Below are 24266 nucleotides of genomic sequence, written 5' to 3'. Positions count from 1 at the left end.
TACTATAGATTATAGCAAAAATTGGACTAATTAAAGCAAGTATAAATTTAGAGCAGCATTTATATTTGAGTAACTGATTTTTTTGACTTAAATAGCAAAATTATGAATAAAAAGAACTGCGTATTAACTCTCATAACTGTTCTGTTATTTCAGAGTTATTCTATGGCTAAAGAAATTTATGTTTCTACTCATGGTGATGATAAAAATAAAGGGACAAAGGCTAGTCCCTACCTAAGTTTTGAAAAAGCACTAAAAGAAGTTGAAAAATACGCAGGTAAAGAAGCTGTAACAGTATGGTTTGAAACAGGTGACTATTATCTTAGCCAAACGATTCAGTTAAGTAGTGCTTATAGCGGAACAGCTAAACATCCGGTTGTATTTTCTGCCTTACCTAATTCTAAAGTAAGTATCAAAGGGTCTAAAAAAATAGAAGGTTTAAAATGGACCGCATACAAAAATGGTATTTACCAAACTCAATTACCTCAAGGACTATCTGTAGATCAATTATTCATCAATAATGATAGACAGATAAGAGCACGTTTTCCTAATTATGATTATGACAATCCTTTACGTGATGGAAAAGGGTATGCTCATGTAAAAGGTGGTTCAAATTTACGATTAGACAAATGGTTTGGATATGATGCTAAAACTTTTTCAAATAAAGAGTGGGCAAACCCAGAAACCGGTATTGTACATGCATTCCAAAGTCATAACTGGGGAAATATGCAGTATAGAATAAAAAGCATTGATAGGAAATCACAAAAGATACACCTTGGCGAAGGCGGTTTTCAAATGCAGAGAGATTATGGCATTGGTGGTAAAGGCAAGCATTCATCAGCTTATTTTGTAGAAAACATATTTGAAGAGTTAGATGTTGCTGGAGAATGGTTTTTTAATAACAAAACCAATACGCTTTATTATTATCCTTTTAAAGGAGAAGATTTAGCAACAGCCAATATAGAAATTCCTATTCTAAAAGATTTGATTCAAATAAAAGGTGATACGAATGCTCCTGTCAAAAACATTCAGATAAAAGGTTTCACTTTTACACAATCTAGGTACACCTTTATGAACATGTATGAACCTGTAGCTCGTGGAGATTGGGCTATTCACAGAGGAGGTGCTATCTATTTAGAGGGTACCGAAAACTGTAAAATCTCAGATTGTAATTTTGAATATTTAGGAGGAAACGCTGTTTTTATGAGTGCTTATAATCGTGATAACAAAGTCGTAAGATCTAGATTTGTGCACACAGGAGAAAGTGCTATTTGTTTTGTTGGATCACCCTCAGCCGTAAGAAACTATCTAACATGGGATGATGTTGATTTAGACGATAAAAATTGGATAGAAATGAGTAAGAATATGGACTTAAAACCAGGTCCTAAAACACCTGACTATCCTAAGAATTGTGTTGCAGAAAATAACATAATGCATGATATTGGTACTGTTGGAAAGTAAACTGCAGGTGTCTTTATTGCTATGAGTCATAAAATAACAGCTGCACACAATACCATTTACAACTGTCCGCGTGCTGGAATTTGCATTAATGATGGTACTTGGGGCGGACATATTATTGAACATAATGATATTTGGGAAACAGTAAGGGAAACTGGAGAGCACGGACCTTTTAATTCTTGGGGTCGTGAAAGACAATGGAAAACAAGGCCAGGAAAAACAGGGAATTTTGATACTAAGCTAACCCGATTAGATGCCATTGACAATACTATTATAAGAAATAATCGTATTGCTAATTATCGTAAATCTATAAGTGCAGGTAACTGGACGATTGACCTTGATGATGGTTCTAGTTATTTTGAAATTTACAACAATCTTAGTCTAGGCTCTTCTATTAAATTAAGAGATGGTATGGCACGTAAAGTCTTTAATAATATTACCGTAAGCGCTGTTCCTTCTGGTTGGCATGCATGGCCAAAAGATTCAGAAGATGAAATCTATAAAAATATTTTTGTGATTGCAGGAACAGTGCCAGGAAAAAAAGCACCTACAAGAAATTTTATACGTACTGTAAAGTTACCTGATGATCAAGAATGGAGTAAAAATTATAATCATAATTCTTATTGGAACGTGAACTATCCAGTCAATTTTGATTTAGCAGAAACCTTTGATATCACATTATGGAAAGCACAGGGATACGATGTAGATTCTTATATAGGAAACCCTCATTTTGTAGATCCTTTAAATGGAAATTATCAAGTGAAAGAAGATTCACCAGTATTAAAACAAGGATTTAAAAACTTTCCTATGGATAAATTTGGTCATGAAATGACACGTATTTTACCATTTGGAGCAGATTTTGAAACATCGAAAACTGTCACTTTAAAAGCGGATGTTGAAGCAGGACATAAAGCGGAAATATTTTATACTACAGATGGTTCTGAACCTACCTTAAAATCGATACCATATACAGCACCTTTTACAGTAACTAAAACCACTACTGTAAAAGCGATAACGTTTACTGATGAAGGACTTGCCTCTGGATTTACAACGGAAGCTACATTTACAAAAGTAGACCAAGTAACCTACCCAAGCTGGTTAAGTACTTTACTTGCAGGGAAATTTGAAGGGGAAATTGAACAAGAAAGAGGTGCGCTGCAAAAAGACGTCTATGGAGCCACGATGATAAATATTGGAGAAGACCCAGATTTAATTGATGCCAATGGAGGTTATAATTATGGTTGTTATATTAAATTAATTAAGAAAAGAGGTCGTATGTGGACAAATGCTGGCCTAACCAAAGGTTGGGTTATTCAGAAAGTAAACGGTGTAGATGTTCCAGGCGTTAGAGAATTATATAAAATTGTAAATACGAGCAAGGGAAAAACACTAAAAGTAACAGCGGTTAAAAACTACGAAAGTAAAGTCTTTGATGTTCAAGTAAAATAAGGAATTACTTCATTTTATATCGTCGGTAAAACGACCTAAACTTAAATGCTCAGTATAGATTAACCATGCTGAGTTTTTTTTTAACTATAATGTTGTGGTATCTAAGGACTTTTTAATGCCAAGTGATCTTAGCTTGTCTAGTTTCCGTATTCACCCAAACGGAAGCATGTTCATATTCGCGCGTAAACTCCCAACCTGTTGCTGAGGTTCTATGATATGCACCTTTGGGAGCACCTAATGGTTTTTGCAATTCTGGATATTCCATTAAAGAGCCATGCGCCAATTGCCAACCCCAACCATATTGAAAATAAGAGTAGGGCTGCGCGCCTATTAAATAACAAGCGTGATAATATTCTAATTTCTCTTTAGAGAGTTTTGCATAACGTTCATTTCTCTTTTTGCCTTTATAATAAGAAGGATTGGCGATCGCTACACTATCGTACTCGACACCAATTCTAAATATTGACATTTTTCCAGCTTTAGAAATTTTAAGCATGTCTTCCCAATCAGTAAGCAGTTTTTCTTTGGTTAACATTTTATCACCATAATGTTCAAACATATTGGCATCTATAGACGGGAATACATATCGTGCCAATTTAGCATTTGCATTGTTCCCTAATAGTATTTTATCAGGCCTTAGTTTTTCTTTAAGGGCTTTCATCATAGTTCCCATGGCTTTTTGAACGTCTTGTGCTTTATCTTGGCGTAACCACGCAAAACCATGCATTTGATCTATAAACGCACCATCAGCACCAGAAAATTCAACCGCTTCTGCGACTGTATTTACCCACCATTCCCGAAAATCTGGATTTAAAACATCAAAATAAAAAACGTTTTTTCGTTCTTCTAAGGCGTTGGTTTCAGGATTTTCTATTAAGAAGGCCTTTAGTTCTGGGTAATTATTAATGTTTTCTTTCGTAAAATTCTCATTGTAAGAAGTGAAAGGCCAAGCATAAGCTGAATTAAAATAAAAAAGCACTTTCATATCTGGTTTTGCCTTTTTAAATGCTGCGACTTCATGTTTTGCGCCTAATTCTGCAGCTCCTAAATCCCCATGACCATGCGATTTTTCAATACAAATAAAGTCTGTTCGTTCCGCAATAAATTCAACTTCTTCTGGATGTAAAACGCGTTTTGGATCCCCAAACATATAGTACATCGGTGTCGTTTCCCAGCTAAATTTCGGATAAAACGATTTTGTTTCAAAAGTACTACCATCACTTGTTTTATAAGGGGTTTGGGCAGTTGTACATGAACAAAACAATAAAACAATTGAGAATACACTAATACTAGAAAGACTAAATTTCATGAAAGTAGGTTGATTAATTCTTAGATTTTTTACGTTTTGGTTTTGTTTTCCAAAGCACAATTTTGTCCACATCATTTTCAGAAAACTCACCTTTGGTGCTGCGCCCTGTTTTGATGTCTAATTCTAATTGCTCTAATAATTGTTCTGCAATTTCAGGACGTTTTGTATATAAATTTTCGGTTTCAGCAGGATCATTTTCCATGTCATACAATTGTGCCTTAGGCATGTCTGCGGATTCTTTTTCTCGTGGAGACGACCAACCACCAGAACCTTTAGCCAATAGTAATTTCCATTTGCCTAAGCGATAAGCAAAGTGGCCTGTGATAGAGTGGTGGATGACACCAGCGCGCGTACTATTAATAGCTTCGCCATGTAAAGCGGGTAAAAAACTTACACTGTCTTCTCCAGCTTTACTTGGTACAGGAACAGCTGTGATTTCAGAAAAGGTAGCGAAGATGTCGGTTAAACAAATTAAATCGTCATTTGTACTGTTTGGTTTTACTTTACTTGGCCATTTTACAATAAATGGCACACGATGACCTCCATCCCATAAATCGGATTTTGAACCACGATAGCCAGCACTTACAATATGGCCTTGTGCCGCAAGTCCTTCAATATCTGCAGCTTTAGAGGTTCCATTATCACTCGTAAAAATCACTAAGGTGTTTTCTGATAATCCGTTAGCTTCCAAAGCATCTGTTATAGCACCCACAGTGGCATCGGTTTGCATGACAAAATCGGCATAATCGCCCATACCACTCTTGCCTTGCCATTCTTTTGAAGGTAAAATTGGTGTATGTGGTGAGCCTAAAGGCACATATAAGAAAAACGGTTTTCCTTCTTTATTTTTTGCCTGCTGGTTAATATAATCTACAGATTTTGTTGTTAAACGTGGTAGCATGTTAATTTCATCATCATAGAGAATGACTTTATCATTTTCAATAACTGCTTTCATGTCTTTAGCATGATGAAAACCGTGGTAATAATCAAACCCACGATTAATAGGGCCATCAGGAATCGTGGCACCTACAGGTGGTAAATGCTTTTTAGATTTTTTCTCAATGGCTGTTTTTGTAACTGGATCTATGTATTGAAAATTTAAGTGCCATTTTCCAATTAAAGCCGTATGATACCCTTGATCTTTTAGGAAGTTGGCAATGGTCGGACGGTCTTCTTTAATAAGGTTAGGGGCAAAACCCTGTACCACGCCTCTTTGTAGTTTTGTACGCCAGCTGTAACGCCCAGTCATAATACCATAACGCGTTGGTGTACAAACAGCAGAACCAGAATGCGCATCGGTAAACACCATACCTTCTCGTGTCAATTGGTCTATACTTGGTGTTTTAATCTTACTTGTTTCTGGAGCAAGTGCTTGTACTTCTCCATAACCTAAATCATCACATACGATAAATACGATATTGGGTTGTTTTGATTTTTCTTGTGCATATCCTGACCAAGTCATCGACATAAACATTGCAAAAACAAATTTCACATAAAAAAAACGCATTCTATTCATCATTATTTAACTTTTTACTACTTATTAAAATAACTTATCACAACTTTACTCACCCACTAAAAAAGCTCCTTCAGGCCTAACATAAGGTTCAAAGTCAGGCATAGGATTAGAAAGCAATCTATCGTTAATAGTTTTCATAATTATCATTTCTTCTGCCATCATATATCCTTTGTTATTTACATCATCAATAGTAGTTGCAAATGTCACGCCAGCATTTGCATCTTTAAGTGTTCTTGTAAATCTATAAGCATCTTCGGTACCAAATATTAAATTTGCTGATGATACGTGCCATTTGTCTCTTACCGGAAACCATGCATGTTTTAATATTACTTTTCCATCATATTCGTCCCAAGGATTGGCAACCATTGCTGGCATTGTAAACTCTTCATAAGCCCATGAATTAGGAGGTGCTCCTTGTCCTAAAGGTGTTACATGGCCACTAGTAAAATCTTGATAGTTATTTACACCTTCGAAGCTTACAATTTTATAATCTCTATCATCTGTATCATCAACACCGTCAGAATCTACTTTTATAAACTCATTGTTTTCATCTGTGAAATATGCTCCGTTAGGAGATGCTGAAATAGCAGCATCAGGATCTGCATCTCTAATCATTTGAACAAAATCTTCTATATGACCATCATCGTCTAGTTCTGCGGTAGTGTCTAGCCAATAGCCATCAGCATAATCTTTAATGCGTAAAATAAATCCTTGTACTAGGTCTCTGTATGCAGCATATTCATTTCCTTCAAATTCATTTGTGTAATATGTTATCCATGCTGTATGTGCTGCATTAAAGTCTTCATCATCTGATTCCTCTGGTCCTAATCTATCAAAATAATTGGTAGAGATATATAGAATATTTTTCTTTCCCACATCTTTAAAATTTTGAAGAACATCAAAGATTATTTGTTCATTTTCTAGACTTGGAACTAAAAGTTCGTCTATTTCTGTAGCGATATCTACATTTTCATTCCCTCTTAAAGTAAAATAATATGATTTTGCAAAATTAGAAAGATTAGTTATAATGTGGCCTGTTGCAGGTAATTCATCAATAATTTGTTGCGCACCAGCTCTGTAATCATAACCTCCAGCGACTTCAGAATCTAATCGCTCACCTCCATAAATAGGAAAGGTAACTCCCCAAGAACCACTTAACCATTCTGCTCTTGATTCTGGTGTTGGATCCGGTTCTTCAGTTATTGACTGATCATCTATTGGCTGATCATCCTGCTTAGAACAAGATGAAAGGAATAATATGGCGAGTAATATAATTTGTATGGGTTTCATGATTAACTGCTTATTTATTATTTAGTAAAAATAAAAGAAAACGCATCCAATGAATTGCCTAAACGCCCCTTTTGTTTGCTTTAATCCACCTTATTTTTTTTAAGAAAAAGAAGTGATAATCTTTATAATTTGCTATTCAACAGGTTCTAAATTATTTTAAATGTGCTACAAAAAAGTCAATGGTGGTTTGCACAATCTCATCTCGTGTTGGTTGAATGGGTTTTCCTACTTTTCGCCAGTTATGTCCCGAGTTTTTTACAATTTGAATCGTGATGGGCGCATTAATAGTTTTATTTTTTTCTTCCATATAATACGCATGTTTTACAGGAATGGTGTTGTCACAATCGCCTTGCAGTAATAATAAAGGTGGACTATCTTTAGTTAAATAATTTACAGGACTCATTTCTCTATACAAGGACAAAGCATCTTCTTTTTTAGTACCGGACTTTAAAATTCTTGGGCTAAATCGATCTTTAAAATTTGGTCTATCATCCGGATTAAACAGGCTTGTGTTTTCAAAATCGGTAGGGCCATACCAGGATACACCTGCAGCCATTGTATAATCGTATTTTGCTAAATCTTTATCTCCAATGAGACTATCTGGCGAACTCAATACCAGCATTTGAGCAATTTGTCCTCCTGCGGAATCCCCAAAAGCATAAAATCTGTTTTTATCAATCCCTAAAGTTTCACTGTGTTTAGAGATATAACGAAGGGCGTCTTTGCTGTCTATAACACAGTCGCGCATTGCCGTTGTGCCATTTTTTTCTACTAATCTATAACTCACAGACACCACACAAAACCCTTCCTTTAAAAGTGCCATATGTACGGTTTTAAAAGATGCGTTGGCAGCGCCATGTCTACTTCCTGCCGCCCAACCTCCTCCGTGGGTGTAGAAAACAACGGGTAATTTTTCATCCTTCTTAATGTGTTTAGGATAGTAAATGTCTAAGTATAAATCGTCCTCTTTTGTGGTTTTGTATAAGACATTTAATTTCCTTTTACCTTCGGTTTTTAAATAAGGAATGCGGAAATTACTGGTAAATTCTTTTTGAGTGAGTATGCTATCTTTATTCACATCATATTGTTTGTAACGCCTCCATTGTCTTTTATCTTCAGATTCCGTAAACTTCTGATTATGATCTGGGTCTAATTTTTGCCACGTTTTCTGAAGTAAAAAAGCTTTGTAAGCACCATTGGATACATCATCGGATTGTGAAAAGCCATGCCACACCGACACTATGGTAAAAGCAATCATCAAAAGTCTATTTATTTTAAGCCCCATTAATGTAGTCATGTTACTGAAATTCTTATTTATTACTGAAGCCTTGATTTTTATAGGTTTCTAGAAGCTGGTCTAATCCTTTAACAACTTCTGGATGTGTGTTATAGAGGTTGTTTTTTTCTTCAGGATCATTCATCATATCATATAAGGTGCCTGGTGCTTCATTAGGTTTTGGTTCAACATTTTTTGGCTTTGTAAAACCACCAGAACCTAATTGTGGCGTATATTTCCATTTCCCCTTTCTAATGGAAAACATACCGTAAATAGAATGATGAACAATAGCTTCTCTAATTGGTGTTTTTACATCCGATGTGTAAGCTGGCCAAAGGTTGTAACTATCTTCCGCAGCATTTTCCACATTAGGTTGATTTAATATACCTGATAATGTGGCAAACAAATCTGTAGTACACATTAATTGATTGGATTCTAATCCTGCAGGAATGACGCCTGGCCATTGTGCTATATATGGAACGCGATGACCGCCTTCATAAATGTCGGCTTTTCGACCTTTGTAAATGTAATTGGCGCGATGTGGATATTTTTCTTGATCTCTTTCAGTCCAACTAGAGCCGTTATCTGAAGTCACAATGATTAATGTGTTTTCTAATTGACCTGATTCTTTTAAAGCATTAACAACAGCGCCAACAGCATCATCTACCATAGTGACGTAATCTCCATAAAGTCCTGCTTTAGATTTTCCAATGGCTTCACCAACAGGTAACCAAGGTTTATGCGGTGCGGTTAAAGGAAAATAAAGAAAGAAAGGTACGTTTACATCTTGTTGTTCGTTGATAAACGACACCGATTTTTTAGTAAAATGATCGAGTACTTCTTCAAATACAAAATTGGGTGCTTTTTCACCTGGTCGCCACATCACACCTCTACCTTCATTTTTACCTTTGGTATATTCTGTGGGTAACTCTACCGTTTTTCCGTTTTCAATATAGACATAAGGCGGAATGTCTAAAGATGCTGGCATGGTGTATGAATAATCAAAACCTAAATCGCTTGGGTCTTTTATGCGTTTACTAAAATCTACATTACTAATGCCGTCTTTTGCTATGACTTTTTGCGCTCCATCTTTGGGTTGCATATCTAAACCTATGTGCCATTTCCCAATACATGCCGTTGTATAACCGTTACTTTTAAGATATGATGCAACTGTTGGTCGACTTTCTTCTATTAAAGCCGGTTTGTAACCATGTAGAACGCCTTTTTTTAATGGGCTTCTCCAAGCATAACGTCCTGTGATTATGCCGTAGCGCGTAGGTGTGCAAACAGACGAATTGGAATGTGCATCTGTAAAATGAACGCCATTTTTTAGTATGTTATCCATGTATGGCGTTTGGATGGCAGATTCTGAGTTTAAAGCCGAAAGATCCCCATAACCCATATCATCAGCTAAAATGTAGACAATATTAGGCGCCTTGGTTTTATTTGTAACATCTTGTTGTGTAGCTTCTGTATTGGATTTGCTGGATGTTATTAAAACACAGATGATAAGAACTCTTAAAATGTACATGGGCTTTATGGGTTAATTTAATTGAAATTAGTTTTCAAAGGCAAATGCGGCTTGCGGCCATTCGCCAGGTATAGCATCGTTTTCTTGAATTTTCCCAGGGGTACTTCTGCCATCTCTAATCTGTTTAATGAGAATGGTTTTTAGTGCCTTCACTTTTTCAGGAAATTGATCAGCTACATTATTTTTTTCTTTGATATCTTCTTTTAAGTTATAAAGTATTACTTCTGAATGAACACCTTTATGAATCTTAGTTTTTCCGGAAGCCATAATGCCAGAATTAGGCGCTACAACAAGTTTCCAGTCGTCTTTCCGAATAGCAAAAACACCATATTTATCATGATGAATCGTAGCGTCTCTTAAATAAGTGCCTTCATTGGTTAGTAAAGGCAACATGCTAAAACTATCTTCTGCTTCATTATCTTTAAATTCATAATCTACGATATCGGCACAAGTAGCCATAAAGTCTGTAGTACATATAGTAGCATCAGAAATGGAATTTGGTTTAATTTTACCTGGCCATTTCACTAAAAACGGAACGCGATGACCACCTTCTAAATAACTGCCTTTGTAACCACTATACACATAACTAGGACTGTGTTTTTTTTGTCTCAAGGTTTTTAAATCGTTGGTAGTGGCAAAGCCATTATCACTAGCAAAAACCACTAAGGTGCTGTCGTCAATGCCTTGTGCTTTTAGGGTTTCAAAAATAGTGCCCATTAAATCGTCAATCATCATTACAAAATCGGCATAAGGACTACCAATCTCGCTTTGGCCTTTCCATGGTGCAATGGGAAGCACAGGATTATGAGGCGAAGGCAAAGGAATGTACATAAAGAACGGTTGGTCTTCGTTGGCATTCTCTTTTATGAATGAAATGGATTTGTCAACTATTTTAGGTAAAACTTCCTGGTGTTTAAAATCGTCTGCAATGTCTCCTTTTATCCAGCTACTAAACGGATATATTTTTCTATTTCTTTCGGTTTTATCTGTTGGTAGCATCGTGGCCTTGTCATTTTCTAAATACACATAAGGTGGCATATTTAAAGATGCTGCAATCATAAACGAATAATCAAATCCCATATCTAAAGGGCCGAATTTTAAGGGTTGGCTATAATCAATAGCCTTAAAATTTAAACGGTCCGAACGCTCTGAATAATGATCAAATTCAGAACTATTATTTTTCATGCTCCAGTTTAGACCCAAATGCCATTTACCAATGTTAGCGGTTTTATAACCTTGATTTTTGAGTAGTTGCGCAACGGTTAATCTGTTTTTCTGAATTAAACTCGGTGAGTTTCCCCAAGTCACAAATTCCTTTAAAGGGGTTCGCCAATTATAGCGTCCGGTTAAAATGCCGTAACGTGTTGGTGTACAAACTGCAGATGAGGTATGTGCATCGGTAAATCGCATCCCTTCTTTAGCCATTTGGTCTAAATGCGGTGTTTGTATTTTGCTGTTTCCATTGTAAATACTAAGATCGCCAATACCTAAATCATCAGCTAGAATGTAGATGATGTTAGGCTTTTTAGTCTTAGGTTTTTCTGTTGTGTTCTTTGGAATAAAACTAGAAAACTGAACAAGTAATCCTAAAAGCGATAGACTTAGCGAAAAAACTTTAAATACTTTGTTGTTTTTCATCGTTCTAACGATTTTAAAATAGCATCTACACGCACACCTAAAGTGGCTTCAGCAATGTCACTGAGTTCATCTTCATCACCTTGTAAATGAATGGTGGTTTGAATATGAACCATCGTTTCATTCGGTTTTAAAGCAGCAGCAGGTGATGAGGTTTCAAGTTCATAAAACGGTCCCATAGGTGCAACACCTGGTTCTGGCTCGCCATCGTTATAGGCATTTATCACATCGCCAGCATAGGGTTCTTCTTGGTATTCCCAAGCTGAATTCACGTAACCGTTAGAAGCATCTTGCGCATTATATTTCACTAAGGTTAAAACTTTGCCCACAGCATCGTAACTTCCGGCAATACCTTTAGAACGTTTTGAGTTGACCCCAATTTTACTTCGTTTGGTTCCATCACCTTTAAAGTATAAAACATCATTGTTGACTTCTAAATAAACTTCAGGAACTTTACCAAAATAAGTGTCGTTTACTTTTGATCCTAAATCATCATCTTCACCTGCCTTAAAAGGAATAACCACTGTGGTTTCTGGTGAAGGTTTATACATACCTAAAAGCCAAATAGAAGGTAATCCTGTTTCTGGAAGCCAAGGTTTTTTACCAATATTTGTAATTTGATTGTTGGTTTGATAGCCAACAAATGCAATGCTGTCTGAAAATGGTTTATTAATAATATTTTGTATCGACACTTTATTCAAAATAGAAATGGAACGTCCAATTCCCATTTTAAAAACGGTGCCACTTTTGTTTACTAATTCGCACTGGTGTTTAAATGTTGCCGTATTATTCGTTTTAGACACCAAGGTAAATGCTTCGGTATCTATAACAGCAGGTGTTTTCCAATTTGAAAAATCGAAATTGTCTTCCGGTTTAAAGAAGAGCGAAAACTGTCCGCCTTCAGGACCTAACCAAAAGCGTTCTTCGCCTCCAAACACATAAATCTGATTTTCTAAGCGACCTTTGCGTTCTTCCTCGGGTAAAAAACCGGCTTTAATGACTTTTTTGTTAATCCAACCAAAACTAGGACCTTCTGATACGTTCGTCGTACTGGTCATTACACGACCTTGAAATTGTGGTGCTATAGCTAAAGCACTTTCGCCTTCTTGCAACACAATGATGTTGGTATGCGCTTTTAGAAAGTTAAGATCTTTAGAAAAATTGTTGTTTATAGTTTCAGTCATGATTTTGCAATGCTTTTTGTAATTAATAAATGCTTTATACATCTAAATCGCTTTGCTACGAAATAAAAGTTTTCAAGGTTACTAATTTGCAGTTTCTTTCATTATAATGTCATGTCTAATTCAATCTAAAATATGTCTTATTTAAATAATTTAAACTGCTTTATATATATTCGAAATTATTACCTGTTGTTTCCTAGTTTTTTTCTGTAATTGTATCTTCTGGATTCCAATTTGGAATTCCTTCGGCTTCTAGTTGTTTATAATACTTTATATGAAGTGGTTGTTCCTTTACTCTTTTTCTATTTTCATTTATCATCAAAGGAATAGAATTGGACCACCATTCATTATAAGGTTCTAGAAATTTTGCAATCACATCTGGATGTTCTGCCGCAACATTATGACGCTCTCCAGGATCATTAATTATATCATACAATTCGGCATTATTTACAAAACGCCATTGCTGACTTCTTATCGCCATTTTAGTGTATTTGGCTTTGTTTACCATTCCTGTTTTCCAGCGTCCACAATGTGTAAACAGTAAACGATCTTCCCAAATGCTTACCGTGTTTTCTAATAATGGGATTAATGATAACCCTTCTAAACGTTGCATGGTTTCTGGTAATTGAGCTCCTGTTAATTCTGAAAAGGTTGGATATAAATCGATATGTGCGGTAAGTTGGTTAATGTCTTTACCTTCGGTTAAAACACCTTTCCAATACATGAAAAGTGGCACGTGATCGCCACCTTCGTTTGGTGAGTTTTTTCCACCTTTAAGGTTGGCATTAAAATGTTTTACCTTTTCGCCATTTAAAGTACCTCTTAAATGTGTAGCTCCATTATCTGTAGTAAAAATAACTAGGGTGTTTTCTAAAACATTCCACTCTTCAAGCTTGCTCATTAACCTTCCGAAATTATCATCGATGTTTTCAATCATGCCATATCTACTCGCAGTGCCTTCATCATAGCCTAACTCTAAAAAGCGCTTTTTATAATTTTCAGGTGCAACCAGAGGAGCGTGTGGTGCATTTAAAGAAACATAGGTAAAATACTGTTGTTTATTATCTATGTTCTCTTTGATCCAAGCCATGGCGGCATCAAAAAACACATCTGTACAAAAGCCTTTAGTTTTTACAATGGTTTCATTATGAAGCAAAACATTATCAAAATACACATTGTCTTTATTCGGTGGAAAATCTCCAAGATTTACTTGACCAATTCCACCACCTCCATGCATTAATACTTCATCAAAACCTCTGTTTTGAGGCAAATAATCATCAGCATCTCCCAAATGCCATTTGCCAAATAATCCGGTTTTATAGCCTACAGATTGCAAGGCTTGAGGTAGCGTATATACATCTAAAGCCATACGTTCACGTTCTAAAATAGTATGTGTAACGCCAACTCTAAATTCGTGCCGACCACTCATAATTGCAGCTCTCGTTGGTGCACAAGTAGGACTTACATGATATTCTGTAAAACGCGTTGATTTTTGATAAAACGCATCAATGTTTGGGGTTTTTACGACTTCATTTCCCGTACAAGACAAATCGCCCATACCTTGATCATCGGTCATTACAAAGATGATGTTTGGTCTGCTATTTTTTAAGGCTTTAGGAAACGTTTGCCCATCAGTGGTTTGAATAAAAAATAGGAAAAACAAGCAATAGCATATAACGCTATATTTTATGATTCCTATTTTCATCTTCAACACTTACTTATTTAACTTTTTGAAACTCACTTTTTACCATGAAACGGTTTTCATCAATTAAAATAAGTCCGTATTCTATGGCCTCTTCCGGAACGGAATAGCTGAATTCTAATCCATTATTGCTAATATTTACAGGGACTATTAAGTAGGTAGACCTTACTTTTTTCTTCTTGCCTTTGTTTGTTCTTTTAACAGGATCTGAAATTTTTACAAGCGCATAGCTTTCAATTACATTAGACTTTCCTTGTTCTACTTGTACGGTTGCTTTACGAGATGCTGCGTTAAATGTATTTGTTGTAATCACAGGAATAGCAGCAACATTCTTATCTCCTTTAAATTTTGAAGGCTCCTTATATGGCAACTTAGCATCGTAATCTTTGATGTATTGTTCTAATTTTTCAGATAAAGCTTTTACAATTTTTGGTTCGTCTTTAGCAATATTGTGTTGCTCTTCTAAATCGTGTCGTTTGCCATTTTTATATAAGCGATATAACAGATATTCGCCAGTCATAAATTTCTTATACAATTTATAATCTCCAGAGCGTATAGCCGATTGGTTTTGATGCTCGAGACCATAAGGATAGTGCCACCATAAATCTTCTCTAACCTTTCCGTCGTTATCTTTGACCTCGCTTTTTCCTTCAAATAAAACCTCTGAAATATCTAAACCATCAAAATCAGCACTGTATTCTGAAGGAATTTCACTGTTGGTAAGATTTAATATCGTTGGGAAATAATCTAACTGATTGATTAAAACATCCTGTGTTTGTCCTTTGGAAATGTTTGGGCCAGAAATAAGCATTGGCACTCTAATACCACCTTCTTCGGTGTATTTTTTACCTTTATCTAAAGGCGCGTTATCAGACATGATTTCTGTTTTACGCTGTTCAGCGCCTCCGTTATCCGAAGAGAAAAAGATATAAGTCGTCTCGTATAATTTCTTGCCGGGATTTCTTGGGTCGTCTGTAGTTTTTAATAAATCGATCACACGTCCTAAACTCCAGTCTAAGGTGGTTACCATCGCTCCAAAATAAGGATTGGTTTGGCCTCCTGAGGTCATTGGAACATCTTCGGTTGGGAAGTCTACGCCTAATTTATCGCAATAGTACTGTAATAATTCACGGTTTTTAGTGTGAATTGGGTAATGTACCATCCAGTGTGCGAGGTATAAAAAGAACGGCTCTTCTTTATTGTCTTTAATAAATTGAAGGGCGTTTTCAGTAACCGCATCTTTAGGATACGAAATACCATTAGGTGATGCTTTAGTAAAAGGAAAGTACTTTTCTTCACTCAATTGGTATTTGTCGTCTTCATCATGCGTGGCAAAAAAATTGGTTCTATTATTTTTACCTTTCGGGCCTTGGTGTGCACCACGAGATTCGTGCGCAAAATCGAAACCTTGATTGGTAGAACTTTGAATTTTTAAGTGTCCTGCGTGCCATTTTCCGACGTGTCCTGTTTTATAACCATTCATTTTTAAAGCTTCCGCAATAGTGAAATGTTCTGGCATTAAACCTTCAGGAAAATAAGGACTAATATATTGAGACGATCTATGCGCTTTTGGAATTTTCCCACCGCTTACATTCGTTATGCCTGTTTTTGCAGGATGTAATCCCGTTAAAATGGCACATCGTGAAGGCGCACAAGTTGGTGCAGGCGAATAACCATTAGTAAAATTAATGGCGTCTTCTGCTAACTTTTTAATGTTTGGAGTGTCCCAAGCACAAGGCTCATCTAAATCATTGATTTGCACGTCTTGCCAACCTAAGTCATCTGCATAAAAAATGATGATGTTCGGTTTTATTAAATCGTTTTCCTGACCGTGACTATAGTTTGAGGAAAAGAACGCTAGAAAAACTAGGGCTGCGATTAATTTATTGTGTTTCATTTTATAGCTTATTTTTTTAGTTGATTCTACGGAATTCACTTTGAACCATAAACTGATTTTCATCAATTAAAACAAACCCATATTCCATGATGTTTTCAGGTGCAGTGTAGGTGTATTCTAAATTGTTTTTGCTCGCTTCTAAAGGCACTTTAATAAAGGTTGTAGAATGCTTTTTTAGCTTTCCTTTCTTTTTTAATGCCGACTTATTAGCAATTCGAATTAAAACATAAGGTTCTACAACATCAGATTTTCCTTTTTCTAAAGTTATTGTTGCTTTACGCGATTCCGCATCATAGGTATCGGTTACAATTACTGGTATAGACGCAGTTTCTTCAGCCTTGAATTTTGAAGGATTTTTATAAGGGAATTGTGCGTTATATTCCTCTAGATATTTTTCTAATCTTGCTGCTAAGTCTTTAACCACTTTTGGGTTGTCTTTAGCAATATCAAATTTCTCTTCTAAATCTTCTCTTTTACCATTTTTGTACAAACGGTATAATTCATAGGTTCCCGGAATTAAGTTTTTGTATAACTTATAATCACCATGTCTTATCGCAGATTGCATTTGAGAATCCGTGTTATGTGGAAAGTGCCACCATAAATCTTCTCTAGCGTTTCCGTTTTTATCTGCTACTTTTTTTTCATTATCTAATAAGATCTCAGAAATATCTAAACCATCAAACTCTGAACTGTATTTTTCAGGCACGGTACTGTTGGTAAGGTTTAATACTGTTGGAAAAAAGTCTAATTGATTAATCAATACATCTTTAGTTTTTCCTTTAGGAATTTGCGGACCAGCAATAACCAAAGGTACTCTAATACCACCTTCTTGCGCATACTTTTTACCTTGATCTAACGGGAAATTATCTGTAACGATATCGCCATTGGCTTTTTCAACACCTCCGTTATCTGAAGAGAAAATAATATAAGTCGTTTCAATTAATTTTTTACCAGGATGTCTTGGATCGTCGGTGGTTTTTAATAAATCTACTATACGTCCTAAACTCCAATCTAAAGTGGTCACCATAGAACCGTAAAATGGGTTGGTTTGGCCTCCTGTTTTAATAGGGATATCTTTTGTAGGCATTTCAATCCCTAATTTATCACTGTAATATTGTAATAATTCCTTGTTCTTCGTGTGAATTGGCGCATGTACCAACCAATGTGCTAAGTATAAAAAGAACGGTTCTTCTTTACTTGTTGAAATAAATTCAAGAGCTTTATCTGTTACCATATCTTTTGGATATGAAATTCCTTTAGGCGATGATTTGGTAAACGGAGGATATTTTTCATCACTTAAACGGTAAGGATCGCCTTCCTCGTGGGTTGCAAAATTGTTTATCCGGTTCTTTTCTCTCTTAGGCCCTTGGTGTGCACCTCTAGATTCGTATGCAAAATCGAAACCTTGTTTGGTTGATTTCTGAATGTCAAGTGCACCAACGTGCCATTTACCAACATGACCTGTTTTGTAGCCATTCATTTTTAATGCTTCTGCAATAGTGAAATTTTCTGGCATTAAACCAACAGGATAAAATGGCGTTAGATACTTAGAGCGTTTAGTCGCTTTAGGTAAGGTGCCTCCACTTACATGAGTTACACCTGTTTTAGTAGGATGTAATCCCGAAAGCATTGCTGCTCGAGATGGTGCACAAGTAGGTGCAGGCGAATAGCCATTGGTAAAATTAATGCCTTCTTTTGCGAGTGCGACCATATTGGGTGTTTCCCATGGTGTAGGCTCATCTAAATCATTCAGTTCTGAATCTTGCCAACCTAAATCATCCACATAAAAGATAACAATATTAGGTTTGTCTATACTGCTTTTGTTTTGACTAATGACATAATTAGTAAAACACAATAAAATAGTAAGCGTTGTTAAAAGTGATTTCATTTTTTATGTATAAATATTTAGTTTATTTCCAGTGTAATTGGGCGGTTTGGTTTTTAATATCTAGCCACACATCCAAGTGTTCAAAAGCACGCGTATAAATGTAGCCATCGCGTTGCGCGTAGTCTTTTGGCGCTCCTAATTTTTTGTTGTACTGCGGAAAAGTTTTTAACCAGACTGCAGATTTGTTAACGTCATAGCCATCATGAGGGTAGACGTAGCTGTGTTTTTCGGCACAAATTAGAAAAATAGCCAATAGATAGTCTATACGTTTCGTTAGATCATCATCGTTAGTTAAGCGCGCTCTTACATCATCCATACCTACATTTTCATTCTCTAAAGCTTTACCAATACCAAGAGACATGGCAATGACTTTACCTTCTCGAGCTGATTTTTGAACTGCTTCAATACCTTTGGCAAGATAATCTTCATAAGTCATGCCAAAATTTTCGTGTTCAAAACCTTCAATATAAGAGCCATCAAAGAATTTCATATAGTTTCTACCTGAATCTTTAAAATCCGGACGTACACGAAGCATATTCGCTAGCAATAAGTTGTGATTTCCTAATTGGGTATTTAAATCGGACATCATCTTTAAGTAACCCGTTTCAATAGTTTTTTGCTTTGCTTCGCCAACACGATTACTAAAAAAAATTGGTGCTAAAACTTTAATATTAGCATCTAGAAATACACCATCAATATAAGGGTTTTCAGTAATGGTTTTCACATGATTTAACCAATACGAACGAACGTAATCTTTGGATATATCAAAAAAACCTGTTCTCTTATTAGGCATTAAAGCTTTTTGACCATTAGTGTTTACCAACAGCGCCTCTGGATGTTGTTTTAAAAAGGCTTTGTCTTCCTTATAGCCGCCCCAATTAACGACTACATTTTTATAATACAAAATTGTGGTTTCCGGATTTATTTTTTTTACCGCTTTTGCTGCTTTTAGAGTTCCTTTTTCTGCAGATCCGTAAGTTTTACTTCCTGTTGTTTTTTCAAAGGTAATTAAAGGGAATTTTGAAAGGTATTTTAGTTCTTCTCTATTGAAGGCTGTTGATTTGCGTAAATGCATATACAAGGGCATTGTATCCCAAGAAAAGTCAGGTAATTTCTGTTTTTCTATAATGTTTTCTTGCTGATGTGAAGCACAGGTCATTAAAAAACCGGCTAGTAAAAGCAATAAAATGGATGATTTGTAATGCATTAATCTTTTTCTAAATTTCAATTATTCCGTGATTATTTTAAAGCATATTGCTGATTGATTTGGTAGCGTTGTAAAGTTATACGATATTAATAAACCTTCATTATCTCTCTTCCAACTAATGACTTGATCACTTCCTAATAATTGTATTTCTTTTATGTCTTTTTCTAAAAGTCCGTCAGTTTTTAAAGTTTCAATTAAAAGATCTTTGGTTGGTGGTGCTAAGACAAAGGCATAAATATTGTTGTCTTTTGTGGTAAAACGAATATCCTTCTCAGAGAAGGGTTTTAGATTTTCTCCTGCACGTTTGGTTATAATCTCTAGAGGACCTTCGCCAAAGGTTTTCCAAGGTCTAGTATTGTAAATGCCTTCTTGGTTATGTTTAACAAAAGCACCAAAAGCACTAAGCATTTGTTCTTGGTTTTCAGGAATGGTCCCATCACCTTTTAAAGCAATATTAATCATAACGGCACCATTTTTACTAATAGCATCAATAGCATTCCCAATTAAAACCGCTAAGGACATTCTGGTAAACGAGTTCTTTCGGTAAAACCAACTTCCTGATATATCGGTAGCCCAAATCCAAGGGTGTTCTTGTAGTTCGCCAAACATACCACGCTCTAAATTATAGGTAAACGCTGCTTTGTTTTGTTTGGTGTTTTTAAAAGATAAAACGGTCGTTTGTTTGCCATTGTTTTCTTTTAAATCTCGGTTTAAATAGGCTGAAAATAGTTTAACGCCTAAGCCTTTACCTGAACCTATTTTAGGATATGGCGAATCGTTGTTAAACATATCGGGATCATACTTTTCAATTAAATCCCAAGAGCGTTTGTACCAATGTTGGTTCCAGCTATCTTGGCTAGCAAACTTATAGGTGTCATAGTCCATATTGAAAAAGTCCCAAGCTTCTGTGCCTTCTTTTTGAAATTTTCTTGCGGTTCTAAAAAAGCGTGGTGACCAGTATAAATGTGTAGAAACACCAAATTTTAAACCATGCTTGTAAGCGGCATCTTTCCATTCTCTAAGAATATCTCTTTTTGGTCCCATTTTTACGGCATTCCAAGGAAAGAAGGAATCATACATGTCAAAATTATCATGATGTGTAGCGACAGGCATTATGAAACGTGCACCACAATCTTTAACGAATTTCACAATAGCATTAGCGTCAAAGTTTTCAGCTTTAAAATTTGCGATAAAATTTTCGTAACCAAATTCTGAAGGTAATCCGTAACGTTTTTCATGCCATTCCGATAATCTTACGGTGCGCAATCTGTCCGGTTCATTTCTTGCATCATAATCTTCATCCCCATACATGCGTCTGCCGTAATGCGATCCGTCTTCAGGTCTATTTTCATCGATTGAAGATGGAATTCCCCAATGCATCCATACGCCTATTTTACTATCTTGAAACCATTCTGGTACGTTATAGTTGGCTACCATAGATTCCCAATTCGCCTCAATGGTTTTTGAACTTGTTGTAATTTGACCAAAAGCAAGACTCGTGTTTAAGATTAAAAAGGGGATAATAATATAGGATTTAAAAGCCATATAGTTTCTAATATGATACTATACAAAGTAACAATTTACTAATTTGTAAACGCTTCTCTAATCTGTCATTTTGTTGCTGTAAAATTTCAAATTTGTTGAAAGGTATAGGTAGGAAGGGTTTTGATTGATTTGAGAAAATTTAAAAACGAACTGAGCAAGTTGATTAACGTTAATTGGTACATATTTGTAGTCATACAAACTAACTTATCACGTCATGAAAAAAAATAATTTTAAAGGTTTATTGTTTTTAATATTAGTAATGCAGTGTGCATTTGGTTTTGCTCAAGACAAAGAAATAACAGGTAAAATCACAGATAAGGAGAATGTACCATTGCCAGGAGCAAGTGTTATTGAAAAAGGGACTAAAAATGGTGTCATGTCTAATATGGATGGTGAATATTCTATTACATTAAAAAATTCAAATGCCATTCTTGAGTTTCATTATTTAGGTTATAAAACAGTAGAAATTTCTTCAAGCGGTAAAAGTGTAATTAATGTTCAGATGGAAGTGGATTCTGAGGCTTTAGATGAAGTCGTCCTTAATGTAGGTATAAGGAGTTCACAATTAAGGGCCGTTAAGGAAAAGCGTGATGCGACAACGGTTATTGAGGCTATAACACCTGAAGATATTGGGAGTTTTTCAGATAGTAACATAACAGATGCCTTGCAACGAGTTGCAGGTGTGCAAATAGAACGTAACGACGATGGTGTATCTGGTGATCGGGTTTCTATTAGAGGTATTGGTCCACAATTTGTTCAAATTACAATGAATGGGCGTTCGCCAATCTCGGCAGGAAATGAAGGTAAATCAGATTTTCGTAAATTTAACTTAAACGTTATACCGACCGAAATTATAAATGGAGCACGAATTCATAAAACTACTCAAGCCAAAGAGTTATCAACAGCTATAGGAGGCTCTGTGGATTTTCAAACCTTAAGACCTTTAGATAAAAGGTATAAAAAGGGTAAAAAATATTTTGCTAGTGTTAATTTAAGAGGAGATAGTGAAGCGGATTTTGAGAATATAGATTTTGATCAAAGATATTCAGGAGTATTTGGTGGAAAAATAAGCGATAATTTAGGTGCTGCTGTTTCCATAGTGTATGCAGATGATTTTAGGCAACGTGAAGAAGCAGGTATGCGAGGGTATAGAAATGTAACGTTTTATGAAGATACTGATAGCAACGGTGCTTTTGAAGCTGGTGAAAATATTTACGAAGATATTTTAGTCCCAGCAACACTTAATAATGTTTTAAGAAACGATAGTAGAGAACAATTGGCGATCTCAACAGCAATTCAATATAAGCCAACCGAGAAATTAGAATTTTTATTAGATTATACTTTAACACGATTAAGAGCCGCTTCAGATAGACAACAATTTCAAATGTCAATGGCCGCAGGTGGTAACAATAATGGTTTGTTAGGCTCGCAAAATTTCTTTACACCAGGAAGTCTTATTTTTAATGGTAATAATTTAGCCTTTATCGATGCCGCTGGTGCGGAGAATTCAAGAGTAAATATCCAAAACAAAAATCAATTTTATAATAATAACACTACAAATAATATTATCGGATTAAACACTAAATATACGGAATCAGATAAGTGGAATCTTAGTTTTGATATGTCATATTCTAATTTAGATTTTTTCCAAAATTTAACCCAAATAACGTCTAGATTGCGAGGTCAAGATTATGATAACAGTGTTTTTAGCTTGGATTTAAGAGGAGATCTTCCTCAATATGGAATACCAGATGAAATTTTAGACCCAACTCAATTTTCTCTAATATCGGCAGCAAAGCGTCATATTAGAACCAAAGGCTATAATTATGCATCAAGATTAGATTTAGAGTATGAATTAAATAAAAAAGCAAAAGTTACTCTAGGAGCTAGAGCAGCAATAACGGATTTTGAAGCAAGAGAAGCTCAAGCAAATGCAGATGATATATATGGTGACTATACAGACGCGCAACAACAGCAATTTACAGATCTTATTTCTATTGATAATTATTATGTTCCAGGTAATTTTTTAGGTGGAGGAACAGGCTTAGATCAATGGATTAATATTCCTGGAAATGCGGTATTAGATTTAACTCCAGGCTATAATAATTTAGATGGTGGAAGCGTTTTTAATTTTGATACACCAATGGATGAAATCGTCTCTAATGTTGATGATCTACAATTTAATCCTTCAAAATCTTATGGAGCTATAGAAAAAAGTTATTCTGCTTATGGGCAAGTTGATGCCAGAGCAAATTTAGGAAATGTGCCTGTAATTTTAAATTTTGGTGTGAGAGCCATTAATACAATAAATGAGTCTAGAGGTTTTACTGGAGTAGAAGTATTTGATCCTATTGCTGAAACTAGCAATGTTGTCAATGGTGCATTATATCATGAGGTAGAAAACTCAAGATGGGACGTACTACCTAGTTTTAATGCTAATTTTAAATTAAAAAGAAACTTTAATATAAGATTAAGTGCTGCCAAAGGTGCATCACGACCAAAATATAGAGATATGATGCCAAGTAATGAGGTGGAGTATTTAGATCCTCAATCTGCTATATTTGATCCCAGTTCACCAGATTACGAACCTAATTTAGGAACAAGTTTATACAGAGGTACTATTACTTCTGGGAATCCAGAATTGAAGCCTTACTCCGCTTGGATGTATGATACCACCTTTGAATTATATAGTAAAAATGGAGGTGCCGTTATTGCCAGTATCTTTTACAAGGATATTAAAAATTATATTGGAAGGCAAACTCTAAATGACCAAGCCTATCCTGGTGTAGAAGCATTGGGAGTAGAATTACCAGCTAATCAACAAGATTTATTATTTGATATTTCTACACCTGTTAATATAACTGATGCGCAACTTTATGGATTTGAATTAGGGTTTAATCAGCATTTTACATTCTTGCCAGGATTTTTAAGTGGATTCGGAGTAAGAGCCAATTATTCTTTTGTTGAAAGTAATTTTGATGGAGCCGTTGGTGATGCCACTAATGGATTTCCAGGGACTTCAAAACATAATTTTAATACTGTTGCTTATTATGAAAAATATGGTTTCTCCTTGAGATTTACCGTTGCTCATAGAAGTAATTATTTAAGTAATTTAGGAGGAATAGGTTCTTCACGTGCAGATGAAGCACATTATACTGAAGGTACTACACTTCTAGGAATCAATTTAAAATATAACATTATAAAAGGCTTACAAGCAAGTGCAGGTGTAAGTAATCTTACCGGAGAAGACACTCGAAGATATATTGGTGACGATCCGCAAAATTTTACGTCTTATTACACCCGAACTCCAACTTGGAAAATTGGCTTAAGATATAGATTGTAATCTAGAAGTAATAATTGATTGAACCTCAGGTCAAAAGAATTA

15 protein-coding genes are annotated in these 24266 nt (G+C 35.4%); 3 read left to right on the top strand and 12 right to left on the bottom strand.

Annotated features, from left to right (window positions below; all coding sequences use genetic code 11):
• Positions 1 to 102 precede the first annotated feature (102 nt).
• Both ACJBCC_RS04110 and ACJBCC_RS04105 read left to right on the top strand, forming a co-directional pair.
• The gene (locus ACJBCC_RS04110; protein WP_407556458.1) at positions 103 to 1458 is read left to right on the top strand and encodes a hypothetical protein; all 1356 of its coding nucleotides are present in this window, start codon (positions 103 to 105) and stop codon (positions 1456 to 1458) included.
• A 21-nt stretch (positions 1459 to 1479) separates the two neighbouring features.
• Complete coding sequence (locus ACJBCC_RS04105; RefSeq protein ID WP_299098245.1) at positions 1480 to 2904, top strand: chitobiase/beta-hexosaminidase C-terminal domain-containing protein; 1425 nt, start codon at positions 1480 to 1482, stop codon at positions 2902 to 2904.
• 112 nt (positions 2905 to 3016) lie between these two features.
• Here the strand turns inward: ACJBCC_RS04105 and ACJBCC_RS04100 are convergent, their stop codons facing one another.
• The 12 genes from ACJBCC_RS04100 to ACJBCC_RS04045 form a co-directional block, all read right to left on the bottom strand.
• Positions 3017 to 4213: a putative glycoside hydrolase gene (locus ACJBCC_RS04100; RefSeq protein WP_407556457.1), complete on the bottom strand. Its 1197-nt coding sequence runs from the start codon at positions 4211 to 4213 to the stop codon at positions 3017 to 3019.
• Positions 4214 to 4226: 13 nt separating this feature from the next.
• A complete protein-coding gene (locus tag ACJBCC_RS04095; RefSeq protein ID WP_407556456.1) occupies positions 4227 to 5675 on the bottom strand; it encodes an arylsulfatase in 1449 nt (482 codons plus the stop codon).
• A 99-nt stretch (positions 5676 to 5774) separates the two neighbouring features.
• Positions 5775 to 7019 (bottom strand): hypothetical protein, encoded by a 1245-nt coding sequence (locus ACJBCC_RS04090; RefSeq protein ID WP_299098248.1) that lies wholly within the window; start codon positions 7017 to 7019, stop codon positions 5775 to 5777.
• Between the two features lie 151 nt (positions 7020 to 7170).
• Positions 7171 to 8316: a carboxylesterase family protein gene (locus ACJBCC_RS04085; protein WP_407556455.1), complete on the bottom strand. Its 1146-nt coding sequence runs from the start codon at positions 8314 to 8316 to the stop codon at positions 7171 to 7173.
• 13 nt (positions 8317 to 8329) lie between these two features.
• Positions 8330 to 9826 carry an arylsulfatase gene (locus ACJBCC_RS04080; protein WP_407556454.1) on the bottom strand — a complete coding sequence of 499 codons (1497 nt, stop codon included), beginning with the start codon at positions 9824 to 9826 and terminating at the stop codon, positions 8330 to 8332.
• A gap of 27 nt (positions 9827 to 9853) precedes the next feature.
• Complete coding sequence (locus ACJBCC_RS04075) at positions 9854 to 11464, bottom strand: arylsulfatase (protein WP_407556453.1); 1611 nt, start codon at positions 11462 to 11464, stop codon at positions 9854 to 9856.
• Positions 11461 to 12645 (bottom strand): DUF6786 family protein, encoded by a 1185-nt coding sequence (locus ACJBCC_RS04070; RefSeq protein WP_299098252.1) that lies wholly within the window; start codon positions 12643 to 12645, stop codon positions 11461 to 11463. The genes ACJBCC_RS04075 and ACJBCC_RS04070 overlap by 4 nt, the downstream gene beginning before the upstream one ends.
• 193 nt (positions 12646 to 12838) lie before the next feature.
• Positions 12839 to 14347 (bottom strand): arylsulfatase, encoded by a 1509-nt coding sequence (locus ACJBCC_RS04065; protein ID WP_299098253.1) that lies wholly within the window; start codon positions 14345 to 14347, stop codon positions 12839 to 12841.
• A gap of 13 nt (positions 14348 to 14360) precedes the next feature.
• On the bottom strand, positions 14361 to 16241 hold the full coding sequence (locus ACJBCC_RS04060) for a sulfatase (RefSeq protein WP_407556452.1): 1881 nt from the start codon (positions 16239 to 16241) through the stop codon (positions 14361 to 14363).
• 16 nt (positions 16242 to 16257) lie between these two features.
• Positions 16258 to 18129 carry a sulfatase gene (locus tag ACJBCC_RS04055; RefSeq protein ID WP_407556451.1) on the bottom strand — a complete coding sequence of 624 codons (1872 nt, stop codon included), beginning with the start codon at positions 18127 to 18129 and terminating at the stop codon, positions 16258 to 16260.
• A gap of 22 nt (positions 18130 to 18151) precedes the next feature.
• Positions 18152 to 19357 carry a putative glycoside hydrolase gene (locus ACJBCC_RS04050; RefSeq protein ID WP_407556450.1) on the bottom strand — a complete coding sequence of 402 codons (1206 nt, stop codon included), beginning with the start codon at positions 19355 to 19357 and terminating at the stop codon, positions 18152 to 18154.
• Positions 19358 to 20881 (bottom strand): alpha-L-fucosidase, encoded by a 1524-nt coding sequence (locus ACJBCC_RS04045; RefSeq protein WP_299098257.1) that lies wholly within the window; start codon positions 20879 to 20881, stop codon positions 19358 to 19360.
• Positions 20882 to 21095: 214 nt separating this feature from the next.
• On the opposite strand from ACJBCC_RS04045, the gene ACJBCC_RS04040 reads away from it, so the two are divergent.
• Complete coding sequence (locus ACJBCC_RS04040; protein WP_407556449.1) at positions 21096 to 24224, top strand: TonB-dependent receptor; 3129 nt, start codon at positions 21096 to 21098, stop codon at positions 24222 to 24224.
• The last annotated feature ends 42 nt before the right edge of the window (positions 24225 to 24266 follow it).

This window comes from Winogradskyella sp. 4-2091 (assembly GCF_045765065.1).
In the GTDB taxonomy this organism is placed as follows: Bacteria; Bacteroidota; Bacteroidia; order Flavobacteriales; family Flavobacteriaceae; genus Winogradskyella.
This window is presented reverse-complemented; position numbering and strand designations above follow the sequence as displayed.